General features: G+C 74.9%; 14 protein-coding genes and 1 tRNA gene. 9 read left to right on the top strand and 6 right to left on the bottom strand.

Going from position 1 to position 20,509, the window contains the following annotated elements; translation table 11 throughout:
- Positions 1 to 1,009: 1,009 nt before the first annotated feature.
- The 5 genes from HCK00_RS26335 (at position 1,010) to HCK00_RS26355 (ending at position 8,194) form a co-directional block, all read left to right on the top strand.
- Positions 1,010 to 3,619 carry a glycoside hydrolase family 48 protein gene (locus HCK00_RS26335; protein WP_240966231.1) on the top strand — a complete coding sequence of 870 codons (2,610 nt, stop codon included), beginning with the start codon at positions 1,010 to 1,012 and terminating at the stop codon, positions 3,617 to 3,619.
- A gap of 582 nt (positions 3,620 to 4,201) precedes the next feature.
- On the top strand, positions 4,202 to 4,972 hold the full coding sequence (locus tag HCK00_RS26340) for a carbohydrate binding domain-containing protein (protein WP_311765512.1): 771 nt from the start codon (positions 4,202 to 4,204) through the stop codon (positions 4,970 to 4,972).
- 878 nt (positions 4,973 to 5,850) lie between these two features.
- Positions 5,851 to 6,870: a LacI family DNA-binding transcriptional regulator gene (locus tag HCK00_RS26345; RefSeq protein WP_168104567.1), complete on the top strand. Its 1,020-nt coding sequence runs from the start codon at positions 5,851 to 5,853 to the stop codon at positions 6,868 to 6,870.
- Between the two features lie 442 nt (positions 6,871 to 7,312).
- Entirely contained in the window at positions 7,313 to 7,588 is a 276-nt protein-coding gene (locus HCK00_RS26350) for a WhiB family transcriptional regulator (protein WP_168104558.1), read from the top strand.
- Positions 7,589 to 8,120: 532 nt separating this feature from the next.
- Positions 8,121 to 8,194, top strand: a tRNA-Met gene (locus tag HCK00_RS26355).
- A gap of 151 nt (positions 8,195 to 8,345) precedes the next feature.
- Here the strand turns inward: HCK00_RS26355 and HCK00_RS28085 are convergent.
- Positions 8,346 to 10,112: a helix-turn-helix domain-containing protein gene (locus tag HCK00_RS28085; protein ID WP_311765514.1), complete on the bottom strand. Its 1,767-nt coding sequence runs from the start codon at positions 10,110 to 10,112 to the stop codon at positions 8,346 to 8,348.
- A 465-nt stretch (positions 10,113 to 10,577) separates the two neighbouring features.
- Here HCK00_RS28085 and HCK00_RS26365 point away from each other — a divergent pair, with 465 nt between their 5' ends.
- Positions 10,578 to 11,324: a hypothetical protein gene (locus tag HCK00_RS26365; RefSeq protein ID WP_168104559.1), complete on the top strand. Its 747-nt coding sequence runs from the start codon at positions 10,578 to 10,580 to the stop codon at positions 11,322 to 11,324.
- Between the two features lie 505 nt (positions 11,325 to 11,829).
- On the opposite strand, the gene HCK00_RS26370 is transcribed toward HCK00_RS26365, so the two are convergent.
- Both HCK00_RS26370 and HCK00_RS26375 read right to left on the bottom strand, forming a co-directional pair.
- Positions 11,830 to 13,476 (bottom strand): ABC-F family ATP-binding cassette domain-containing protein, encoded by a 1,647-nt coding sequence (locus HCK00_RS26370; protein ID WP_168104560.1) that lies wholly within the window; start codon positions 13,474 to 13,476, stop codon positions 11,830 to 11,832.
- Between the two features lie 651 nt (positions 13,477 to 14,127).
- A complete protein-coding gene (locus HCK00_RS26375; RefSeq protein WP_168104561.1) occupies positions 14,128 to 14,541 on the bottom strand; it encodes an SsgA family sporulation/cell division regulator in 414 nt (137 codons plus the stop codon).
- 268 nt (positions 14,542 to 14,809) lie between these two features.
- Here HCK00_RS26375 and HCK00_RS26380 point away from each other — a divergent pair, with 268 nt between their 5' ends.
- On the top strand, positions 14,810 to 15,862 hold the full coding sequence (locus tag HCK00_RS26380) for an iron-containing redox enzyme family protein (RefSeq protein WP_168104562.1): 1,053 nt from the start codon (positions 14,810 to 14,812) through the stop codon (positions 15,860 to 15,862).
- Between the two features lie 28 nt (positions 15,863 to 15,890).
- Here HCK00_RS26380 and HCK00_RS26385 read toward each other — a convergent pair whose 3' ends face one another.
- The 3 genes from HCK00_RS26385 to HCK00_RS26395 all read right to left on the bottom strand — a co-directional run bounded on the left by HCK00_RS26385 (position 15,891) and on the right by HCK00_RS26395 (position 18,731).
- Positions 15,891 to 16,199 carry a CDGSH iron-sulfur domain-containing protein gene (locus tag HCK00_RS26385; RefSeq protein WP_375782016.1) on the bottom strand — a complete coding sequence of 103 codons (309 nt, stop codon included), beginning with the start codon at positions 16,197 to 16,199 and terminating at the stop codon, positions 15,891 to 15,893.
- 327 nt (positions 16,200 to 16,526) lie between these two features.
- On the bottom strand, positions 16,527 to 17,180 hold the full coding sequence (locus tag HCK00_RS26390; protein ID WP_168104563.1) for a HemK2/MTQ2 family protein methyltransferase: 654 nt from the start codon (positions 17,178 to 17,180) through the stop codon (positions 16,527 to 16,529).
- Between the two features lie 27 nt (positions 17,181 to 17,207).
- Entirely contained in the window at positions 17,208 to 18,731 is a 1,524-nt protein-coding gene (locus HCK00_RS26395; RefSeq protein ID WP_311765515.1) for an FAD-dependent oxidoreductase, read from the bottom strand.
- Between the two features lie 297 nt (positions 18,732 to 19,028).
- Between HCK00_RS26395 and HCK00_RS26400 the strand changes: the two genes are divergently transcribed.
- Both HCK00_RS26400 and HCK00_RS26405 read left to right on the top strand, forming a co-directional pair.
- On the top strand, positions 19,029 to 19,304 hold the full coding sequence (locus HCK00_RS26400; RefSeq protein WP_168104565.1) for a hypothetical protein: 276 nt from the start codon (positions 19,029 to 19,031) through the stop codon (positions 19,302 to 19,304).
- A gap of 245 nt (positions 19,305 to 19,549) precedes the next feature.
- A complete protein-coding gene (locus tag HCK00_RS26405; RefSeq protein WP_311765517.1) occupies positions 19,550 to 20,239 on the top strand; it encodes an endonuclease V in 690 nt (229 codons plus the stop codon).
- The last annotated feature ends 270 nt before the right edge of the window (positions 20,240 to 20,509 follow it).

The following is a 20,509-nucleotide window of genomic DNA, read 5'->3' on the forward strand; positions in this document are numbered from 1 at the left end:
GGTGCGGCGGTGCGGCGGTGCGGCGGTGCGGCGGTGCGGCGGTGCGGCGGTGCAGGTGGCGCCGGGTGGAACGGCGCCCCGGGAGGTGCGGGGGTGCGGCGCGCGGCGGAACGGTACCCGGCCCGGTGTGCGGTGCCGGGGAGTTCCGCGGGGTGGTGCGGGTGACGCCGGTCGCGGGGCGGTGCGCCCCGCGTGGTGCGTGTGGGGTGGAACGTCTCCCGCGGTGAGCGGCGCGACGGCCCGGGCGCAGGGGTCCGGGCGGTGGTCGGGTCAGGGCGGTCACTGCCGTCCGGCCCGGGCCGTCGTGCCGGGACGATCACCGGGCCCGCGCCGACGACGGGTGCGCGGTGGCCGGCCGGTGATCGCGCCCCCCGGCCGCAGGACCTGGGAGCGCTCTTAGAGTGAGTGTGGGTGGTGTCCCTGTCAATAGGATCGGCATGAACCATCCGCCAACCCGCCTGGCTGCGTGCGGAGTTGGGGAGTCCGGGCCCCCGGTGGCGATTTCCCGGCCGGCCGACCGGTGAAAGTCCTGGCCGGGGGCGGGGTCCCGGACAGGGCCGGTGGGTTTGTCCAACCGGACTGACGCGTAAGGGTTTTCACGGTCCGGCGCGAACGCTACAGTCCCGGCACTGGAAGCGGTTTCAGGAAGCCGTACCGAGAGCCTCGCCCCCACCCGCCCCCACCAAGCGCCACCCCCCACACCTGGCTCCCGGATCCGCAGCGCGGATGACCCGGCCCCTCCGGCCCCGGCCCCTCGCCGGCGCCGCCCGCACCGCGACCACAGCGCCCGGTCCGCCCCGCGCCGTCCTGACCCCACGGCGCGGGGGCCGTCCGTCCGCCCCCGAACACCGGCTCCGTGAGCGGCCGCACCGCACAGCCCGCTCACGGAGCCGGATCCAACGTGCCGCGTACGTGCCCCCGGCGGGCGCGCAGGCGGCGGCCCCACCGTAATCCCTCATGTTCCGGACATATGGCCCCACACCATGTGACAGAGAGGAACCAGCAGGCCATGAGATCACACCAACGGCGCAGGCTGCGGCCCGGCCCGGTCACGGGGAGCCTCGCCCTCGCCGCTCTGGTCGCGGGGGTGGTGCCGGGGACGACCTTCGCCTCCGAGGCCGCCGGCTCCGCCGAGACCGTCGCCGTCGCCCTCACCTCCTCCCAGCCGGGCGCCGACAACTACGTGGTGTCCGCCGAGTCGGTGCCGCTGAAGGCCGAGACCTCCGGCGAGGTCACGAAGGTCGAGTTCTACGCCGACAGCAAGCTGCTGGCCACCGACACCGAGGCGCCCTTCGAGGGCGAGTGGAGGAACGCCCCGGAGGGGCAGTACTCCATCACCGCGAAGGCCTACGACAAGAAGGGCGAGCCCGTCGGCTCGGTGCCCTCCCTCGTCAACGTCCTGGAGAAGCCGGCCGTCATCGCCTCCCCGGTGACCCGCCAGGTGAAGCAGGGTGGTTCGGCCACCGTCGGCGTCAAGCTGTCCACCAAGCCGGCCGCGGACGTCGAGGTGACGCTCCGGCACACCTCCGGCACGGAGGACATCACCGCCGGGACGTCGAAGCTGACGTTCACCCCGCGGAACTGGGACCGCGTCCAGCGCGTGAAGGTCACCTCGGGGGACACCACCGGAGAGCTCGCGAAGGCCGTCTTCACGGCGAGCGCCCCCGGCCATGAGAGCGGTTCCGTCCCCGTCCAGGAGATCTCACCGCAGGCCACCGAGTACCAGCAGGCGTTCCTGGACCAGTACAACAAGATCAACGCCCCGTCGAGCGGCTACTACCGCACCTTCAACGGGCTGAAGGTCCCGTACCACTCCATCGAGACGCTGATCGTCGAGGCGCCCGACCACGGCCACGAGACCACGTCCGAGGCGTTCAGCTACTACCTGTGGCTGGAGTCGGAGTACGGCCGGATCACCGGCGACTGGGCGCCGTTCAACAGCGCCTGGAAGTCACTGGAGACCTTCGCCGTTCCGCAGACCAAGGACCAGCCGACGAACGCGGCCTACAGCGCGTCCAGCCCGGCGACCTTCGCGCCGGAGTACAACAGCCCCACCAACTACCCGTCGCGCCTCGACAGCAACGTCAAGGTGGGCCAGGACCCGATCGCCGGTGAGCTCAAGTCGGCCTACGGCACCGACGAGGTCTACGGCATGCACTGGCTGCTGGACGTGGACAACACCTACGGCTTCGGCTTCTGCGGTGACGGCAGCAAGTCGGCGCCCGCGTTCATCAACACCTTCCAGCGCGGCTCCCAGGAATCCGTCTGGGAGACGATCACGCAGCCGTCCTGCGACACCTTCAAGCACGGCGGTAAGAACGGGTACCTCGACCTGTTCACCGGTGACTCCGCGTACTCCAAGCAGTGGAAGTACACCAACGCCCCGGACGCCGACGCCCGCGCCGTGCAGGTGGCGTTCCAGGCGAAGGAGTACGCCAAGGCCCAGGGCAAGAGCGGTCAGGTCTCCGACGTGGTCGCCAAGGCCACCAAGATGGGTGACTACCTGCGCTACGCCATGTTCGACAAGTACTTCAAGAAGATCGGCAACTGCACCAGCCCGTCCTGCGCGGCCGGCAGCGGCAAGGACAGCGCGCACTACCTGATGGCCTGGTACTACGCCTGGGGCGGCGCCGCCTCGGACGCCCAGTACCCGTGGGCCTGGCGCATCGGCGGCTCCGCCGCGCACCAGGGCTACCAGAACCCCATGGCCGCCTACGCCCTGGCCAAGGACCCGGAGATGCGGCCGAAGTCCGCCACCGGGCAGGCCGACTGGGCCAAGAGCCTCGACCGGCAGCTGGAGTTCCTCCAGTGGCTGCAGTCCGCCGAGGGCGCCATCGCCGGTGGCGCCACCAACAGCTGGGACGGCGCCTACGGTGCACCGCCGTCGGGCAGCCCGACCTTCTACGGCATGTACTACGACTACCAGCCGGTCTGGCACGACCCGCCGTCCAACCGCTGGTTCGGCTTCCAGGTCTGGGGACTCCAGCGGACCGCCGAGCTGTACGCGGAGTCCAAGGACGCCCGCGCCGGCAAGATCATGGACAAGTGGGTCGACTGGGCCCTGAAGAACTCCACGATCGACGGCACGGCCGACTTCCAGATCCCCTCCGACCTGGAGTGGACCGGCAAGCCCGACACCTGGAACGCCTCCAGCCCGGGCAGCAACAGCGGTCTGCACGTCTCCGTCCTGAACCACACCAACGACGTCGGTGTGGCGGCCTCCTTCGCCAAGACGCTGCTCTACTACGCGGCGGGCTCCGGTGACGCCGAGGCCCGCGAGGCCGGTGAACTGCTGCTCGACGGGCTGCTGGCGCGGAAGACCGCCAAGGGCATCACGGTTCCCGAGGTCCGCAAGGACTACAACCGGTTCGAGGTGAAGTCCGGCTCGGACAAGCTCTACGTCCCGAACGGCTGGACGGGCACCATGCCCAACGGTGACCAGATCAACTCCAGCTCCACCTTCCTGTCCATCCGCTCCTTCTACAAGAGCGACCCGGACTTCGCGAAGGTGCAGCAGTACCTGAACGGTGGCCCGGCGCCCGAGTTCACGTACCACCGGTACTGGGCGCAGACGGAGATCGCGACGGCCTTCGCCGCTCACGACGCCCTGTTCGGCTGACGTCACGGCGGCCCTGCCTCCGGGGCCGCCGTGACCACCGGCCGGCCACCCGCCCGCCCCCGGCGGGTGGCCGGCCACCCACCCCACCAGGACCACACGGGCGCGTCGGCGCCGGCGGCACAGCGTTCCTCCCGCGCGCCGCCGGGCCGAGCGGATCCGCACGCGCCCTCCAGCGGTGGATGACCACCGCCCGTCGCGGTGGGGGCCTGGGGAGGCCCCCACCGCGACGCTGATCCGCGGCGCGGCCCCTCCGGCGGACCCGCCGTCCTCCGGACCCCACCGGGGCCCGCCGGCTCCCCCGGGCCCGCCGCCCCGCGGCCGGCCCGCGGCCGGCGCACGAGGCCAACCTGGACGCCCTGGAGGTTCCACCGCCCACCTCACCCTCCGAGGAGATCGGGACCCATGTCCCTGCCCACGACACCCGCGAAGCCCGCCGGGGCCCCGGCACCCGGCCGCCCCCCGGCGCCCGCGGCGGACGCGGCGCCCTCCGCGGCGCCCCCCGCGTCACCGCCCCCGGCACGGCCGGGAGACCGGTCCCCCCGGCCCCCGGCCGCCGTCCGGCGCCGCCAGGCCCTCGCCGGGGTGACCGCCGTCCTGGCGCTCGCCGCCGCCGGCGCCACCGGCACGGCCGCCGCCGGCGAGCCGGCGCCCCGCCCCGCGACCGGAGCCGCCTGCACGGCCGACGGCTTCTGCGAGGACTTCGAGTCGCAGACCGGCACCACCCCCTCGGGCCGCTGGACGGTCGGCGCCCCCAACTGCTCCGGGACCGGCAGCGCCGTGGTGGACTCCACCACCGCGCACACCGGCGGCCGTTCGCTGCGCGTCGACGGCCGGGCCGGCTACTGCAACCACGTGTTCGCCGCCACCCCGCTGACCGGTGTGGCGAACGGATCCTCGCTGCACGTCCGCTTCTGGGTCCGCCACACCACGGCGCTGCCCGCCGCCCATGTCACCTTCGCGGCCATGAAGGACTCCGCCGACAACGGCAAGGACCTGCGCATGGGCGGCCAGAACGGCGCCTTGCAGTGGAACCGCGAGTCCGACGACGCGACCCTGCCCGAACAGAGCCCCGTCGGCGTCTCCAGGAGCACCCCGCTGCCGGTGAACCGGTGGACCTGCGTCGAGTTCGCCGTCCAGGGCTCGACCCTGGAGACCCGGGTCGACGGTGCCGTGGTCGAAGGCCTCGTCATCGACGGCACGCCGACCCCGGACGTGGACCGCCAGTGGCTGGGCCGGGCCGGATGGCGCCCCTCCCTGACCGACCTCCGGTTCGGCTGGGAGAGCTACGGCAACGGCGACGACACCCTCTGGTACGACGACATCGCCGTCGGCACCGCGCCGATCGGCTGCTGACCGGTGGTCCGTGCCGTCCGTGCCGTCCGTGCCGTCCGTGCCGTCCGTGCCGTCCGTGCCGGCCGCGGTTCCGCGTGACCGCCAACGGTCCTACCGGGTGCCGTCCGCCGCCGCCCGGCGGAGGCGGCCCGCTCACGGCCGGCCCGCGGAGCGGACCGCCGGTCCCCGCGCCCCGCGTGTCATCGGCGTCCCGTCTGCCCTCCGGGGCCCGGGAGCAGCGGCGCGTGCCCGGCAGCCTCCCGCCCCCGGGCGCGCCTTCACCACCGGATGCCCTGCGGCGGCGGAGGCGCTCCGGGGCGCGCGGGCCGTCGGGCCGCCCGGGAGCGGGCGCTCCACGGCGTGACCTGGGGGGTGACCGGGGGCGCGACCGGGGACGGGAGCGGTGCTGCGGTCGTACCCGGCGGCGCCGCGCGCTCCCGGCGACCGGGCACGGCCCAACGGCCCCGGGGACGGGGCGTCGGGCGGTCCCTGAGGGACGCTTCCTTCCGGGGGGCTCCGTGGGTAGTCTGAAAGCGCTTCCAGTGTTCCGTAGGCGAGGCGTCGCCGTACGGCCCACCGGAACCGGACGCCATCAGTGGGGGTAGGGGAGTGTTCACCACAGAGCAGCGCGCCGGTGTGCCCGGCCGCGCCCGGCCACGCCGAGGCGGTGGGGCCGGTGGCGCGCCTGCGCCGGGCCGCCCGGCGCCCGGTGGCCGCAGCGCTCCGCCCCCGCCGCGCCCGGCGGACCGGGGGGCGGGCCGCCGGACGGCCCCCGCTCCCCGCCCGGCCCCAGCGGCCCGCGCGGCCCTGACCGGCGGGGCCGCCCGCCTGTGGCCCGCGCGGCGCCATCCCCTCCCACACGCGGAGAGCCGGTGACTGAATCCATGGAGGCTCAGCCGATGACCCGTACGGGCAGTCCGGTCGCGAGCCCCACTCTCGAACAGGTGGCGAGGGTGGCGGGAGTTTCCCGCGCCACCGCCTCACGGGCCATCAACGGCCTCCCCTACGTCAGCGAGAAGGCCCGGGAACAGGTCGCCCACGCCGTCGAGACGCTGGGCTACCGCGCCAACCAGGTCGCCCGCTCCCTCGCCACGAGGAGAACGGGCTCCATCGCGCTGGTGATGTCCGAACCGGGCAACTTCGTCCTCAGCGACCCCTTCTTCGCCCGGGTCCTGCGGGGCATCTACAGCGGCCTGTCCGGCAGTCAGCTCCAGCTCGTGCTGTTGATGACCAACGAACAGGACGAGGACGGATTCGCCCGCTACCTCTGTGGTGGCCACGTCGACGGCGCGCTCGTGGTCAGTCTCCACGGCGAGGATCCCCTGCCGAGCCTGCTGGTGGAGGCCGGGCTGCCGGTGGTGCTCGGCGGCCGGCCGCTGGTCCGCGTCGACGCCCCCTATGTCGACGTCGACAACTTCAACGGGGCCTGCCTCGCGGCGCGGCACCTCATCGACACCGGCCGCCGCAAGGTGGCGACCATCGCCGGGCCCGCCGACATGGCCGTCGGCATGGACCGGCTCAGCGGCTGGCGCCGGGGCATGGCCGGCACCGGCATCCCCACCGACGCCGTCGCCCACGGGGACTTCACCGTCGAGGGCGGCGCTGCCGCCATGCGCCGGCTGCTCGCCTCGCACCCGGACCTCGACGCCGTCTTCGCCGCCTCCGACCTCATGGCCCTCGGAGCGCTTCAGGTGCTCCAGGCGGCGGGCCGGCGCGTCCCCGAGGATGTCGCCGTGGTCGGCTTCGACAACCTCGACATCACCGCCACCACCTCCCCGCCGCTGACCACCGTCCGTCAGCCCATCGAGGAGTTCGGCCGCACCATGACCTGGCGCCTGCTGGCCCAGCTCTCCGGCGAATCGGGGCTGCCCCCGTCGATCCTGCTCCAGACGGAGCTGGTGCGACGGGAATCGGCCTGAGCGAGAGCAGCCTCAGCCTCCGGCGGGTCGCCGGCCGACCGCACAGGCCGGCTGCTGGTGGCCGGGGGCACCGCGCGCCACGAGGCGCCGGCGGGCGAGGTGGAGCGCGCGGGCGGCGGCATGCCGGTGAAGAACGATGGTCGCCCCACCGATCTCGCGGTGCGGTGCCGCGCGGTGCGGCGCCGTGTGGTCCCCCGCGCCGCGCCGCGCCGGCCGGGCGCGCCGGTGCGGCCCGGGGCGCCCGGCCGGGTAGGGTCCCCGGACACATGGCCCAACTCCCGGGGCGGCGGGGCGCGACCCGGGGGCGGTGCCCGGTCCGTCCACCGGAAGGGCCGGGGAGAACGGTCCCCCGGGGCGGGGCGCGCCGCTCCTGAAACGCCCTCGGCCCCCGCGTTGATCGTGTGTTCAGCATATGTTGACGCGCGCCGTCCACCATGGCCACATGCTGATCGACTTCATCGCACCGGGGGAGCAGGCCACCGACTGGCGGGAGCGCGCACTGTGCGCGCAGACCGGGCCCGAGTTCTTCTTCCCGGTCCCCGGCGGCTCCACCCGCGAGGCCAAGCAGGTGTGCCGGGCGTGCGAGGGCCGTGTCGAGTGCCTGGAGTACGCCCTCGAGAACGACGAGCGCTTCGGTGTCTGGGGCGGTCTCTCCGAGAAGGAGCGACGGCGCCTCCGCCGCTCCCGCCGTGACGGGGTGAGCCGCGGCCCCTCCTGATCCCTGCCGGTGGGCTCACGGGGCCGCACGGCCACGCGCCGACGGGTGATCGTGGGGGGACGGCGCGCGTACCACGGCGCACACGTACGACAGCGTGCACGGACGCGAGCGCGCGTCTGAACGTCTGAACAGGAGCACGAACGCACGGGGAGCGATCGAGGACCGGCCGGGCCGGTTCCGGCCGGGACGGGGGTCCGGCCGGGACCGGCCCGGCCCGCGTTCCCCGGCCGGCCGCGGAACGCGGGGTGATTCTCCGTGCGGGGTCCGTTCCGCGGGCTCCTTCCGTGTGGGTGTGGCCCCTGGTCACCGTGGCGGCCTCCCCGTCACGCGGCCTCGCCGACCGGGCCACTGGCCTCTCCGGCCGCTCGGTCCGACGGCTCCGGGAGGGCCGCACGCCCCGCTGCTCGCCGGCCGCATCTGCGTGGGCAGCCGCACCCGCGTGGGCAGGCGGCGGCACGTGACAGCAGCGGAACGCCTCCGGCGCGGCCGATTTGGCGCTGCGGCGCCGAGCACGTAGAGTCGGGTTCACCGACGCGGGGTGGAGCAGCTCGGTAGCTCGCTGGGCTCATAACCCAGAGGTCGCAGGTTCAAATCCTGTCCCCGCTACTGACACGGGCCCGGTGCGTGAAGCGCACCGGGCCCGTTGCCTTTCTCCTGCTCATCCCGGGGCGTCTCGCTGCCTTCCCCGGGAGCGTGTTCCGCCTGGCGTGGCCCGTTCGGGCCGACCGGCCGGGGCCCCGGAACACACCGGCCGCCCTCAGCCGTCGGTCCGCCAGCCGGCGCCCGGCTCCACCCCGTACCCGTACACCGGGCGGCCTTCGATGCCGCTGGTGCGGAACGGCTCGCCGCCGTCGTCGATCCGCAGCGTGCCCTCGCGGCCCTCGCTCGTCCAGTCCAGTTCCAGGAACCACCGGCAGTCGCAGCCCTTGGTGCGCGCGCTGACCCGCAGGACCACCGGATCCTTCGGCGACACCGCGAACGGCAGTCGCACGGCGGGCAGTTCGCGTCCCTCCTCGCCGTCGAACCCGTCCACCGGGCGGGGCACGGGCCGGTCCTTGTCGAGGTTCACGGAGAACAGCGCCGGACTGAGCGACCCTCCGCAGCCGTTGTTCATCTCGAACACCGGCCAGGCGAGCGGGGTGCCGCGGCCCACCACGCGTACCCGCAGCGCCCGGAGCACCACCGCCGCGTCCGGCGAGGTGCCCTGCACCGTCGCCTCCACGTCCGTCTGTTCACCGTGCACGGCGCCGAGCTTCCCCGCCCAGGAGGCGGCGTCCTGCTCGACGGGCGGCGGCGGGACCTCGGAGGCCGGTCGGTCGATCAGATAGCGGTGGTCGCAGCCGTAGGCCCAGACATGGGAGCGGGTGGTGACGGTCAGCGGCGCGGCCCCGCCGGGCCGGTCCGGGCCCCCGCTCTCCTGCGCGCCGCCGTCGCCGTCGGTACGCGCCCCGTTCTCCGGCGCCCCTGTGCCGTCACCGGGCCGGTCCGCGGAACCGGGGGAGGAGTCCGGTGCGGCGGTCGCGTCGCCGGCGGTCGACGGGGACGGGCCGGCGGAGTCCCCGCCGGACACGCGCGGCGCCACGGAGCGCGGACCCGGCTGCCAGGAGAACCCGGGGGCGACGGCCCGGTCGCCGTCCGGCGGCCGCCCGCCTTCCCCGGCGGTCATCGCCAGCCCTGTCGCGGCCAGCGCCGTCACGCACCCGGCGGCGACACCCACGGCGATCCGCCGCCGTACCGATCCGCCGGGCGTCCCGCCGAACCACCCCGCCACCGTTGATCGCAGCCGTTCCCGCGCGGCGGAGGCGCCGGCCAGCGCCGGGGCGAGAAGGACGAGAGGGCCGGAAGGCCCGGACGTATCGGGGGAGGGTGGCGTGCCGGGGGAGGACGCGGGTGTCACCCCGGGGAAGGAACCGGTGGGCGGGGGACCGGGGTCGGTGGAGCGAGGCGGGGAGCTGTCCCCGCCCGGTGGGGAAGCGGAAGCGGAGCCGTAGCCCGGCACATGCCCACCCTCAGGGGAGCTGGGCCGCGCCACGGATGGCGTGCCGGGGGAGTCCGTCGCGCTCTCCGCCGGGGCGGCGGTGGCGTCCGCGCCGGTGACGGTGGATGTGCCGGCGACGGGGTCCGGGCCGCCGACGGGGTCCGGGCCTGCGGTCCGGCCGGGCTCCCGAATCGGGTCCGGGCCGTCTCCCCGGCGGCTGCCCGGTCGTTGGCCGTTGCCGTTGCCGTTGCCGTTGCCGTTGCCGTTGCCGTTGCCGTTGCCGCGGGCCGCGTTCCGCTCCGCGTCGGCACGCAGCCACAGGCGGTGCAACCGGATCAGCTCCTGTGGCGTGGCGTCACACAGCCGCGCGAGACGCTCGACCGGCGCGTACTCCGCGGGCACCGCCTCGCCGCTGCAATAACGGTGCAGCGAGGACGCGCTGACATGCAGCCGCACCGCCAGCGCGCCGTAGCTGCGGCCCGAACGCTCCTTGAGGCGGCGCAGCTGGGCCGCGAACTCCTCGCTCCCGCCGTTTCCGGCCACCACGACCCCCGTCCCCCGCCCGGCGCGTCCTCCCGCCATGAAGCGGGCGCGTCCCAGGGCATGTTCGTCTCCCCAGGCCAGAGTACGCGCAGCCGTCCCTGCGTCCCGCATCCTCCGGTACCTCTTGCCGTCCCGGCGGGGCGCGGCGGAGGCTGCTGCCGTACCGCTCGGGACCGCCCCGACGGCCGGCTGGGTAGCGGTCGAGGTCAACGGGGGCCGGCGGGGGGCCGTGCGCCCGGGTGGCCCCGAGCGGTACGTACGGACGAGGACGCACGAGCACCGATGGGCGCGTACGACCGGACCCTGCCCGTCCGCGGCACGACGGCGCGGGCCGGGTACGGCCAACGGTCGGGTACGGGCACCACCCGGACCGGAGAGGCGAGGGACCCCACACCGGCCCGGTCGAGTACGACCGCGGACGAGCACCACCGACGAACGAGCACCACGACCCTGATACGGAGCACCACCATGCGCGAACGCACCCCGGCGACCCCGGGTGAGTCCACCGGTCCGGCGACCCCGGGCACCACGATCACGTCGGACCGCACGTCCGAGAGCACGTCCAACGGCGGGACACCGTCGCCCCGGAGACGGCGGACCCGGCGCGCGGCGGCCACCGCGTTGCTGGCCCTTGCCGGGGCCCTGGCGACGGCGGGTCCGGCGGGGGCGGTGACGCCGCCGTGGACCGCCGCGGTCACCGCTCCGGCCTTCCTCTCCGCCGGCGAACTCCCGCCGCACTGGGGTTCGGAGTGGCGGGCCCTGCCTCCGGCCGCCGGACTGCCGGAGACGCAGCCGTTCTGTGTGGCCGGCCTCCTGCCCCGGACCGGCGTCTGGCACCGGGAGTTCACCACCGAGTTCGAGACGAACGCCCGGCAGATCACCCTTCGCGCGGAAAGCGCCGCGGCGGCCCGGAAGCTCACCGCCACACTGGAACGGGCCTTCGAGAACTGCGCGGACCGCGTGACCACCGAGGATCCGGGTGCGTCGGCGACCGGTGAGGACTACGGCCCGATCGACGTCGAGGACGGCGCGCACGTCTACGGCGTGGGCATCGCCCGGCCCGAGTCCTCGACGGACCGGCACCTGTTCGGCGTCGGCCGGGACGGGCGCACCGTCACGGTGGTGTCCTGGGGTGAGATGGGGAAGCTCGACGGGGCGCCGGTGGCGGACTTCCGCGACACCACGAGGACAGCGGTGGACAAGCTCCACCGCTGACGGGGCGCCGGCCGGCCCGGCGGGTCGCCCGGCGGGGGGAGCGCGGGGGCACGAGAGCCGCGGGGCGGCCCCGCCGAGCGGACGGTCACCGGATCCCCGGGCGCCGTCCCGGCTCACGCCCCCGCCGGTCCGTCCGGCCCTGTCGGGGGCCGGCGCCGCGCCCGTGCGATCCGCCGAGGCGCCGGCCCGCCGGGGTCCCCAGGCTCCGGGCCCGCACAGCCGCGGGGTCCCGGCACCCCCGGCACCCTCGGCGCCCCCGGCGTCCCAAGGGACCCAGGAGACCCAGGGGGCCAGGGGACCCCGCATCCACCGAGACACCGTCACGGCTGCCACAGGGGAGTGGCCGTGGCGGGGCGGTCCCGGGCGCTCGCCGCCCGGGACCGCCACCGTTCCTCCCCCGGAGGATCACCGGCCGGTCGGTTCCCCTCCACCGCCCCGGACCGTTCCCGATCTCCTCCCGGAGGCACTGGCGGGCTCCGGCTCCGGCTCGGGCCCCGCCCCCGGCTCACAGCTCCTCCGGATCCACCTCCGTCAGTTCCTCGTCCAGCATCAGCCACCGCGTGATCCCGATGCCGCGGAGGAACGGCAGATCGTGACCGGCGACGATCAGCGCGCCCCGGTACGACTCCAGGGCCGCCGTGAGTTGTTCGACGCCGGGCAGGTCGAGGTTGTTCGTCGGCTCGTCCAGCATCAGCAGCTGGGGAGCGGGTTCGGCCAGCATGAGCGCGGCGAGGGTCGCCCGCAGGCGTTCGCCGCCGGAGAGCGCGCCGGCCGGGAGGTCGGCGCGGGCGCCGCGGAAGAGGAAGCGCGCCAGCCGTGACCGGATGTCGTTGGCCGTGGCCGCCGGGGCGTACCGTGCCACGTTCCGTGCGACGCTCAACTCGTCGTCGAGGAGGTCCAGCCGCTGCGGCAGATAACGGACCGGCACCCCGGTCGTCACCTCTCCCTCCACGGCGTCCAGTTCACCGGCGACCGTGCGGAGCAGCGTCGACTTGCCCGCGCCGTTGCGCCCCACGAGGGCGATCCGTTCCGGGCCCCGCACGCCGAACTCCGCGACCCGTGCGCCGCCGCGGAGCTGGGCCCCGCGCACGGTGAGCACGGTGCGGCCCGGCGGAACGGCGGTGTGGGGGAGGTCGACGCGGATCCGGTCCTCCTCCCGCACGGACCGCTCGGCCTCGTCGAGGCGCTGCCGTGCCGAATCCACCCGTGCGTCCTGCGTGGCGCGGTCCTTGCCCGCGGAGACCTGGGCCGCCCGTTTGCGGAGCCCCATCACGATCTTGGGTTCGCGCTTTTCCTCGTTCATCTTCCGCCCGTACCGGGCGCGGCGGGCGAGCCTGACCTCCGCCTCGGTCCTCTCCCGGCGCTGCTTGCGCAGATCGGCCTCGGCGGTGCGCACCGTGCGGCGCGCGGCTTCCTGCTCGGTCCGGAGAGCCTCCTGGTAGGCGGTGTAACCGCCGCCGTACCAGTGGACCTCACCGTCGCGCAGCTCGCCGATCCGGTCGACGCGTTCCAGCAGGTCACGGTCGTGACTGGCGACGATCAGCACGCCCGGCCAGGAATCCACCGCCGCGTACAGCCGGCGCCGGGCGTGCAGATCGAGATTGTTCGTCGGCTCGTCGAGGAGCAGGACGTCCGGCCGGCTCAGCAGCAGGGCCGCGAGGCGCAGCAGCACCGCCTCGCCGCCGGAGAGCTCGCCGACCGTGCGGTCCAGCCCGAGATGGCCGAGGCCGAGCCGGTCGAGGGTGGCCAGGGCCCGCTCCTCCACGTCCCAGTCGTCGCCGACCACCGTGAAGTGCTCCTCGCGGGCGTCCCCGGACTCGATGGCACGCAGCGCCGCCCGTGCGGCCGCGACGCCGAGCGCCTCGTCCACGCGGACACCGGTGTCGAGCGTGAGGTCCTGCGGCAGCCGGCCGACACGGCCGGAGATCCGCACGCTGCCGCCGGACGGTGTGAGGTCACCGGAGACCAGCCGCAGCAGGGCCGATTTCCCGGCTCCGTTGGGCCCGACCAGGGCGGTGCGGCCCGGGCCCACGGACAGATCGAGCCCGTCGAACACGGGGGTGCCGTCGGGCCAGGTGAAGGTGAGAGCGCTGCAGACGACAGCGGAGCGCCCGGGGGAGGACGCGGTGGATGAAGTGGATGAAGGTGCCATGGTGGCCTCCGGAACGCCGTATGTGCGATGGGCGTGAGGAGACACCGGAGATGCCGCGGCGTACGAGGGCGGCCGGGGAACGAGGCGCACCGGGGAAGGGCCGGTCGGGCCGGTTCGGAGCCGAGGTCGCGGGCGGCCCGCGCCCGTCCGGCCTGCCGGCCGGGGCGCGGAACTCGGTGTCCCATGACCTCAGAGGAGCAACGCCCACTCCGTCCCTCGACGACAGTTCCGCCGGTCACGGTAGACGGGCGGGGAAACGCCGGCAACGCGTTTTCCGCGGCGGGGTGCCGGGGTGCCGGGGTGCCGGGGTGCCGGGGTGCCGCACGGGGGCACCGGAGGGCGCCGGGGCGGGGAAGGGGGCTCGAAGCGCACGCCGCGGGGCCGGTGTCATGGCTGCGTCCGTGCGGGATGCAGGGGTGGGGGAGCTGCGGGGGTTCCGGGCTCTGGGGTTCCGGGCTCTGGGGTTCCGGGGCTGCGGAACCGCAGGATTCCGGGGTTCCCTGGTCTCCCGGGTCTCAGAGGGGCCCCGAGGGGTTCGGGCCCCGCCCCCGCGAGACCGGGCGCACAGCCCTCGTATCCCTGTCCCCGGGGCGGGCTCTCGCACGCCGCCCCGGTTGCCGGCCGGGTGCCCCGGACGGCGCGGATCGCCGGTCAGGCCTCGCGCAACAGCTCCAGCAGGTCCTCGTCGAGGTCGAGGTGGAGCGACTCGTGGCCCATGGGCACCAGGGCGTACGTCTGGTCCAGGAACTGGCGCACGTCGGCGCTGTCCAGCCGTACCAGGGCGGTCCCGGCGGCCGCGTGGAACTCCACCACCGTCACCAATGGCCCGAACGGGCGTACGTGCACGTCCCCGTCCCCGACCGGTTCGAGCAGCCCGGCGGCCAGCAGGTCCCTGGAGAAGACCCAGGTCACGTCCGTCCCTCCGAGGGAGGCGCGGGGCGGGAAACAGGCGCGGACGGCCAGCGGGTCGTCGCGCCGGTAGCGCAGCGCCGCCGGCACGTCCATCACCTGCCCGTCCGACGTGATGAGGCCGGCCTGGACGGCTCGGTCGATAACAGGGGACAACTCCCGCCTCCCGGTGTGGTGTTCACAACTGCTCACGCTCTCTATGACGTACGGGCGGCCCTGTGTGTGTGCGAGTGGGTGACGTGACATCGGTCACGCACCCGTCCGGCGTACCCCGGGAGGCATGGCGGACCGGGGCCTGGGCACCCGATGGACCCCGGCCCCGCCCGGTTCCACGACGCCCCGCGGGCGGCGGAGCCGGGCGGCGACGCCGGCACGAGCGGAGGACGGCGGTGGACCAACGGTGGACCGAGGGAGGCCGGGCGCGATGACGACCGTCACCACCAGCGGGGGCGCGGACACCCGGGGAGCGTCCGGCGGCCCGCCGCTGCCCGAACCGCGCGGCCCCCTGTCGGCCGCCGTGACCGCCCTGCTCACGGGCGGCGGGCGCACGCCGCCCGCGCTGCCGGACGTACGGGACGCCGAAGCCGCCGACCCGTACGGTGACGACGTGCAGCTCGCGCTCTACATCGCCTACGAACTGCACTACCGGGGCTTCGCGGGCGTCGGCGACCACTGGGAGTGGGACCCGGACCTGCTGCGGCTCCGCCAGGCGCTGGAGCAGCGCTTCCTGTCGGCCCTGCGGGACGACGCCCGCCCCGCCGGCCCCGCCGCGGAGACCCTGGACGCGCTGCTCGTCGAGCCCGTGGACGGTGACGGCGTGAGCCACCGCCTCCAGCACGGCGGCGAACTGTGGCAGCTCCGCGAGTACGCGGCCCACCGGTCGCTGTACCACCTGAAGGAGGCCGACCCGCACGCCTGGGTGCTGCCGCGGCTGGAGGGCCGCGCGAAGGCCGCCATGGTCGCCGTCGAGTTCGACGAGTTCGGCGGCGGGCGCGCCGAGCGGGTGCACGCCCATCTCTTCGCGGAGCTGATGACCGATCTCGGCCTGGACCCCGCCTACGGCCGTTACCTGGACGTCGTCCCGGCACCGATGCTGGCGGTGGTCAACCAGATGTCGCTCTTCGGCCTCCACCGGAGCCTGCGCGGCGCACTCGTCGGGCACTTCGCCACCGTGGAGATCACCTCCTCGCCGGGCTCACGGCGGCTGGCGAAGGCACTGGAGCGGGCCGGCGCGGGACCGGCCGCCGTCCACTTCTACACCGAGCACGTCGAGGCGGACGCGGTGCACGAACAGATCGTCCGCCATGACGTCGTCGGCGACCTCCTGGAGCGCGAACCGGCACTCGACGCGGACCTCGCCTTCGGCGTCACCTCCACCGAGTACCTGGAGGAGCGCCTCGGCGCCCACCTCCTCGGCGCCTGGGACGCGGGCCGTACCTCCCTGCGGAGGCCGCTGCCGGCCCCGCCGGCGGACTGACTGAGCCCGCCAACCGGCCGGCGTGCCCTCAGCCGTCCGCGGGGGAGGAGCCGTCCGGGGAGGAGCCGTCCGTGGAGGAACGGGTGCGGCGCCGGTGACTGGTGTCGCACCAGGGCCGGCTGCGGCTGCGGCGGCACGTGCACAGGGCGACGGTGAAGCGGTCCGAGCGTGCGACGGTCCCGTCCTCCATGACCACCTCCACCGGCCCCTCGACGAGCATCGGCCCGCCCGGCACCTGCCGGACCCGGCGCACGTCCCGCGCGGCGCCCTCCCCCGTGGCCGTCCGGGGCGCCGGTGGAGGTGCCGCGGACGGCGCCTCTCCGCTCGCTCCGTTCACCTCTCGTGCTTCCGTCTGCGTCCCAGCCGGAGCGGTCCGCGCCGCCCGCGCCGGGCCCCTCTCCCGCCCCGGATCGATCACGCGGCCCTCCCCGCGGATACGGACGCCCTCACGGGTGCGCGCCCCCCTGCCGGAACGCCGCTTTCCTGGGTTCCCCGGGAAGGGGACCTTCCCTCCGGGCGGCCTCGTCCGTCCCCGCCGGACGCACGCGGTCCACCCGGGCCCACGCCGGACGCGCCGGACGTGCCACTGCTCTGCGCGCCCTTTGGCGCACCCCGCCCGGCACCCCACCTGGTACCCCACCTGGTACCCCGCCCGGCCGGCCACTCACAGGGCCGCCTCACCGCGGATCACCACCAGTTCCTCCTTCTCCACCCCGGCCGCCACCAGGCCCTGCGTCCGCAGCCACGCGGCGCGCTCGCGCAGCCGTGGCCCGAAGGGCACATACCGGCGGTCCGCCACCTGGGCGTCCAGCCCGGTCCGTACCAGCGCGTCCAGCGTGGGGGCCACGCCGCTGAACGCCGACTGCACGATCAGCACGACGCCGCCCGGGCGGAGCCGGTCCGCCACCTCGGAGCAGATCCGGTCGAGCAGCGCCCGCCCGTCCCGCCCGGCCTCCCAGGCCCGGGCGCGGCCCCGGCGGGGCAGCTGCGGGTGCGGCGACGGCACGTAGGGCGGATTGCTCAGCACCAGGTCGAACCGCTCGTCCGGAACCGCCCCCAGCAGGTCACCGCGGAGCGCCCGCACCCGCGCCCCGGCCAGCCGGGCGTTGAGGCGGCAGGTGAGCACGGCGAGCCGGGAGGTGTCCACGGCGGTCACCCGCGCCCCCCGGCGCGCCGCCGCGAGGGCCAGCGCCCCGGTGCCGGTGCACAGGTCCAGCACCCGGGCGCCCGGGGCGAGGGGCTCCTCGTGGAGCGCGGTGGTGAGCAGGGACGTGTCGTCCTGCGGCGCATACACCCCTGGGGGCTTCAGGAAAAGCACGGCAACCAGGTACCCAGAGGGGCCCGGCTAAACGTCGCGCGGGGTGAGCGGTCGCACGGCTGGACCTTGGATGACCTCCCCGTCCACCCCGAACCGCGACCCGTGGCAGGGGCACTCCCAGGCCCGTTCCCCGGCGTTGAACGCGACCATGCAGCCCATGTGGGTACAGCGCGCGGAGACCGCGTGCACGGCGCCCTCCTCGTCGCGGTAGACCGCGCAGGAACGCCCCCGGACCCGGACGACCGCGCCGGCACCGGGCGGGACATCGGCCACCGAGTCGGTGAAGGACGGCCGGAACTCACCGGCGACGAGGTGCTTGGCCACGGTCGCCTGGTGGGACAGGAGTTTCCCGCCCTCCCGCAGCGTGCTCAGCAGCCGCCGCGGGTCGTACAGCCCCGCCCACTCCGGGGCGTCGCCGCGGATCAGGCCCGTGAGCAGCCGGCCGGAGAGGACACCGCTGCTCATGCCCCAGCCGCCGAAGCCGGTGGCGACCCAGGCGTGGCGGGCACCCGGGTGGAGCGGGCCGATGAGGGGGACGGTGTCCGTGGAACTGTTGTCCTGGGTCGCCCAGCGGTAGGTGATCTCGGCCTCGGGGAAGTGCTCGGCCGTCCACGCGGCCAGCCGGGCGAAGCGCTCGTCGGCGTCGGCCGTCCCCGGGAGGAACGACTCGCCCGTGACGATCAGGAGCCGTCGGCCGTCCGGTCCGGGCGCCGTCCGCACCGACCGCTTGCCCTCGTCCGGAGTGATGTACATGCCGGCAGGATCCCGGTCGGCGGGGATCGGGCCGGCGACCACCAGCTCACGGTGGGGGGAGAGCCGCGCGAAGCCCAGGGAGCGGTCGAAGACCGGGTAGTGCGTGGCGACGACGACGTCCCGTGCCGTCACCGTCGCGCCGTTCTCGGTCGTGACCCGGCAGGGCTTCCCCTCGTCCAGTCCGGTGACCCGGCTGCGTTCAAAGATCCGTCCGCCCCGCGCCATCAGGTCCTCGGCCAGGGCCAGCAGATAGCGGCGGGGGTGGAACTGCAGCTGGTCGTCGACCCGCACGGCGCCCGCGATCGGGAACGGCAGCCCCGTCTCCGTGACGTAGGTGGCCGGCAGCCCGGCCTCGGCGGCGGCCCGGGCCTCGGCCTCCAGTTCCGCCGTCCGCGACGCGTCCCGGAAGTAGGTGTACGACGGCTGACGCTCCAGCTCGCAGTCGATGCCCAGGTCGGAAGCCGTGGCGGCGACGTGCTCCACCGCGTCCTGTTGCGAGCGCGCGTAGTGCCGGGCGGCCTCGGCGCCCCGGGTGCCGCGGAGCCGGTCGTAGACGAGGGTGTGCAGGGCGGAGACCTTCGCCGTGGTGTAGCCCGTCACCCCGGCGGCGATCCGGTCCGCCTCCAGCACCACGACGCCCAGCCCGGCACGGGCCAGCTCCCACGCCGTGCACAGACCGGCGACACCGCCGCCGACCACGACGACATCGGTCTCCAGCTCACCCTCCAGCGGGGGATGCGCGGTCCGTGGCGTGGTGTCGATCCAGTACGACTCGTAGGTCGCGGGCGTTCGGTCCACCGAGTGCGCCTCCGGCTGGCCCGGTCGCTCTGGTCGTGTGTGCCGAGCGCGCTGTGTGGGGGGCTCGTTCGGCTCGGATGTGCCCGGGAGATCTGTCATGTGGCAGCGGGTGCCCGGTACGCGGGATTCCGCACCTGCGCCACCCGGGCGGATGACACGCGGCGGGCGGGGCACGCGGTGGCGAGCAAATGACGAGCAGATGAGGCGAACCGCTGGGGCCGGCTGAGTATCCGGTGCGGGCCGGCTGAGTATCCGCACGCATGTGTGGTGTCAGTGGCAGGGGACAGGATGAGAGCCATGGAGAAGATCACGCACACCCGCGTCCAGCAGGTCCCGCCGCACCGCCCGCGCGCCGGCGCGAGCGCCCTGCCGTCCGGTGGACGCAGGAACCTCCACGGCGCATACGCCGGCCGGGGTGTCCGCCCCGTGCACGGCGTTCACGGTGCCGAGGGCGCACACGGCGTCCAGGTCCAGGGCGGGATGAAAGCCGGTCTGGCGCTCGGGGGCACCGCCGCGGCGCTGTGGTTCGTCTCCATGTGCTACACCCTGACCTCATGGACGCTGGGCGGCTGAAGGACGGATCACTCCAGGAGGACGCGCCGGGGCCAGGGGCGCCGTGCGTGCGGAGGATTCGCCCGGAAGGCTCGCCGCCGGATGCTCCGTCGAAGGGGAACCTCCTGCGGCAGACTCCTTCCGGGGACGGGGACGGGGACGGGGACGGGGACGGGGACGGGGACGGGCGAGTGGCAGGGGTGATCCGGGGCGGCTTTCGCCGGGAGACCGCGGCGCCGCCGGAAGGGCACCGGCCCTCCACCGGGATCCGGCCCTGGCCCGCCACGGAAGCGGAGGCGGTCGCGGAGCAGTTGCGGCTGCGCTCTCTGACGGATACGGCGGGCCCCGGGCCCGCGCCCGGAGAGGTCCGCACCGTCGCGGGGGTGGATGTGGCCTACGACGAGGCGAGCGGTCGGCTCGCCGCCGCGGCTGTCGTCCTTGATGCGGAGACGTTGCAGGTCGTCGAGGAAGCTACTGCCACCGGCCGCGCCGAGTTCCCCTACGTCCCGGGGTTGCTGGCCTTCCGTGAACTGCCGTCCGTGCTTGCCGCGTTGAGCAGGCTGTCCGAGCCGCCCGGGCTGGTCGCCTGCGACGGGTACGGGATCGCGCATCCGAGGCGCCTCGGCCTCGCAGCCCACCTGGGAGTGGTGACCGGCCTCCCCGCCTTCGGCGTGGCCAAGACACCGTTCGGCTTCGCCTTCGACGCGCCCGGGCAGGGACGTGGCGCCGTATCACCGCTGTTCGACGGGGGCGAGACAGTGGGACGAGCCCTGCGCACCCAGGACGGGGTGAAGCCCGTCTTCGTCTCCGTGGGCCACCGCATCGGCCTGGATCACGCCGTCGCGCACACCCTCCGGCTGGCCTCCCGCCACCGGCTGCCGGAGACCACGCGCCGGGCCGATTCCCTCTGCCGCCGCGCCCTCGCCGCACTTCTCGCGGCCGATGCGCGGAACTGATCCCTGAGCAGCACCGCTTCGCGGGCGTCGGGTTACGGGTACGGGTGGGCGACGCCGGCGGTCGTGGTGGTCGTGCCGGTCGTGCCGGGGTGCCGGGTGGGCGGCGCGGTGGTGGTGGGGGGTGGGTTGCGGGCCGGCGGGTTTGTGAGGGGCGGGGGTTACGGCGCCGGGGTCGGGGTTTGCGGTGCCTTTCGCCACTCGGGGTCGGGCGTGCCCGGTGGGCGGGTGGAAAAGATCGAGTGGCTGGGGTGGGTGGGGGTGCGCGGGGCA

Origin of the sequence: Streptomyces zingiberis (genome assembly GCF_012034935.1) — a bacterium.
Classification (GTDB): domain Bacteria; phylum Actinomycetota; class Actinomycetes; order Streptomycetales; family Streptomycetaceae; genus Streptomyces; species Streptomyces zingiberis.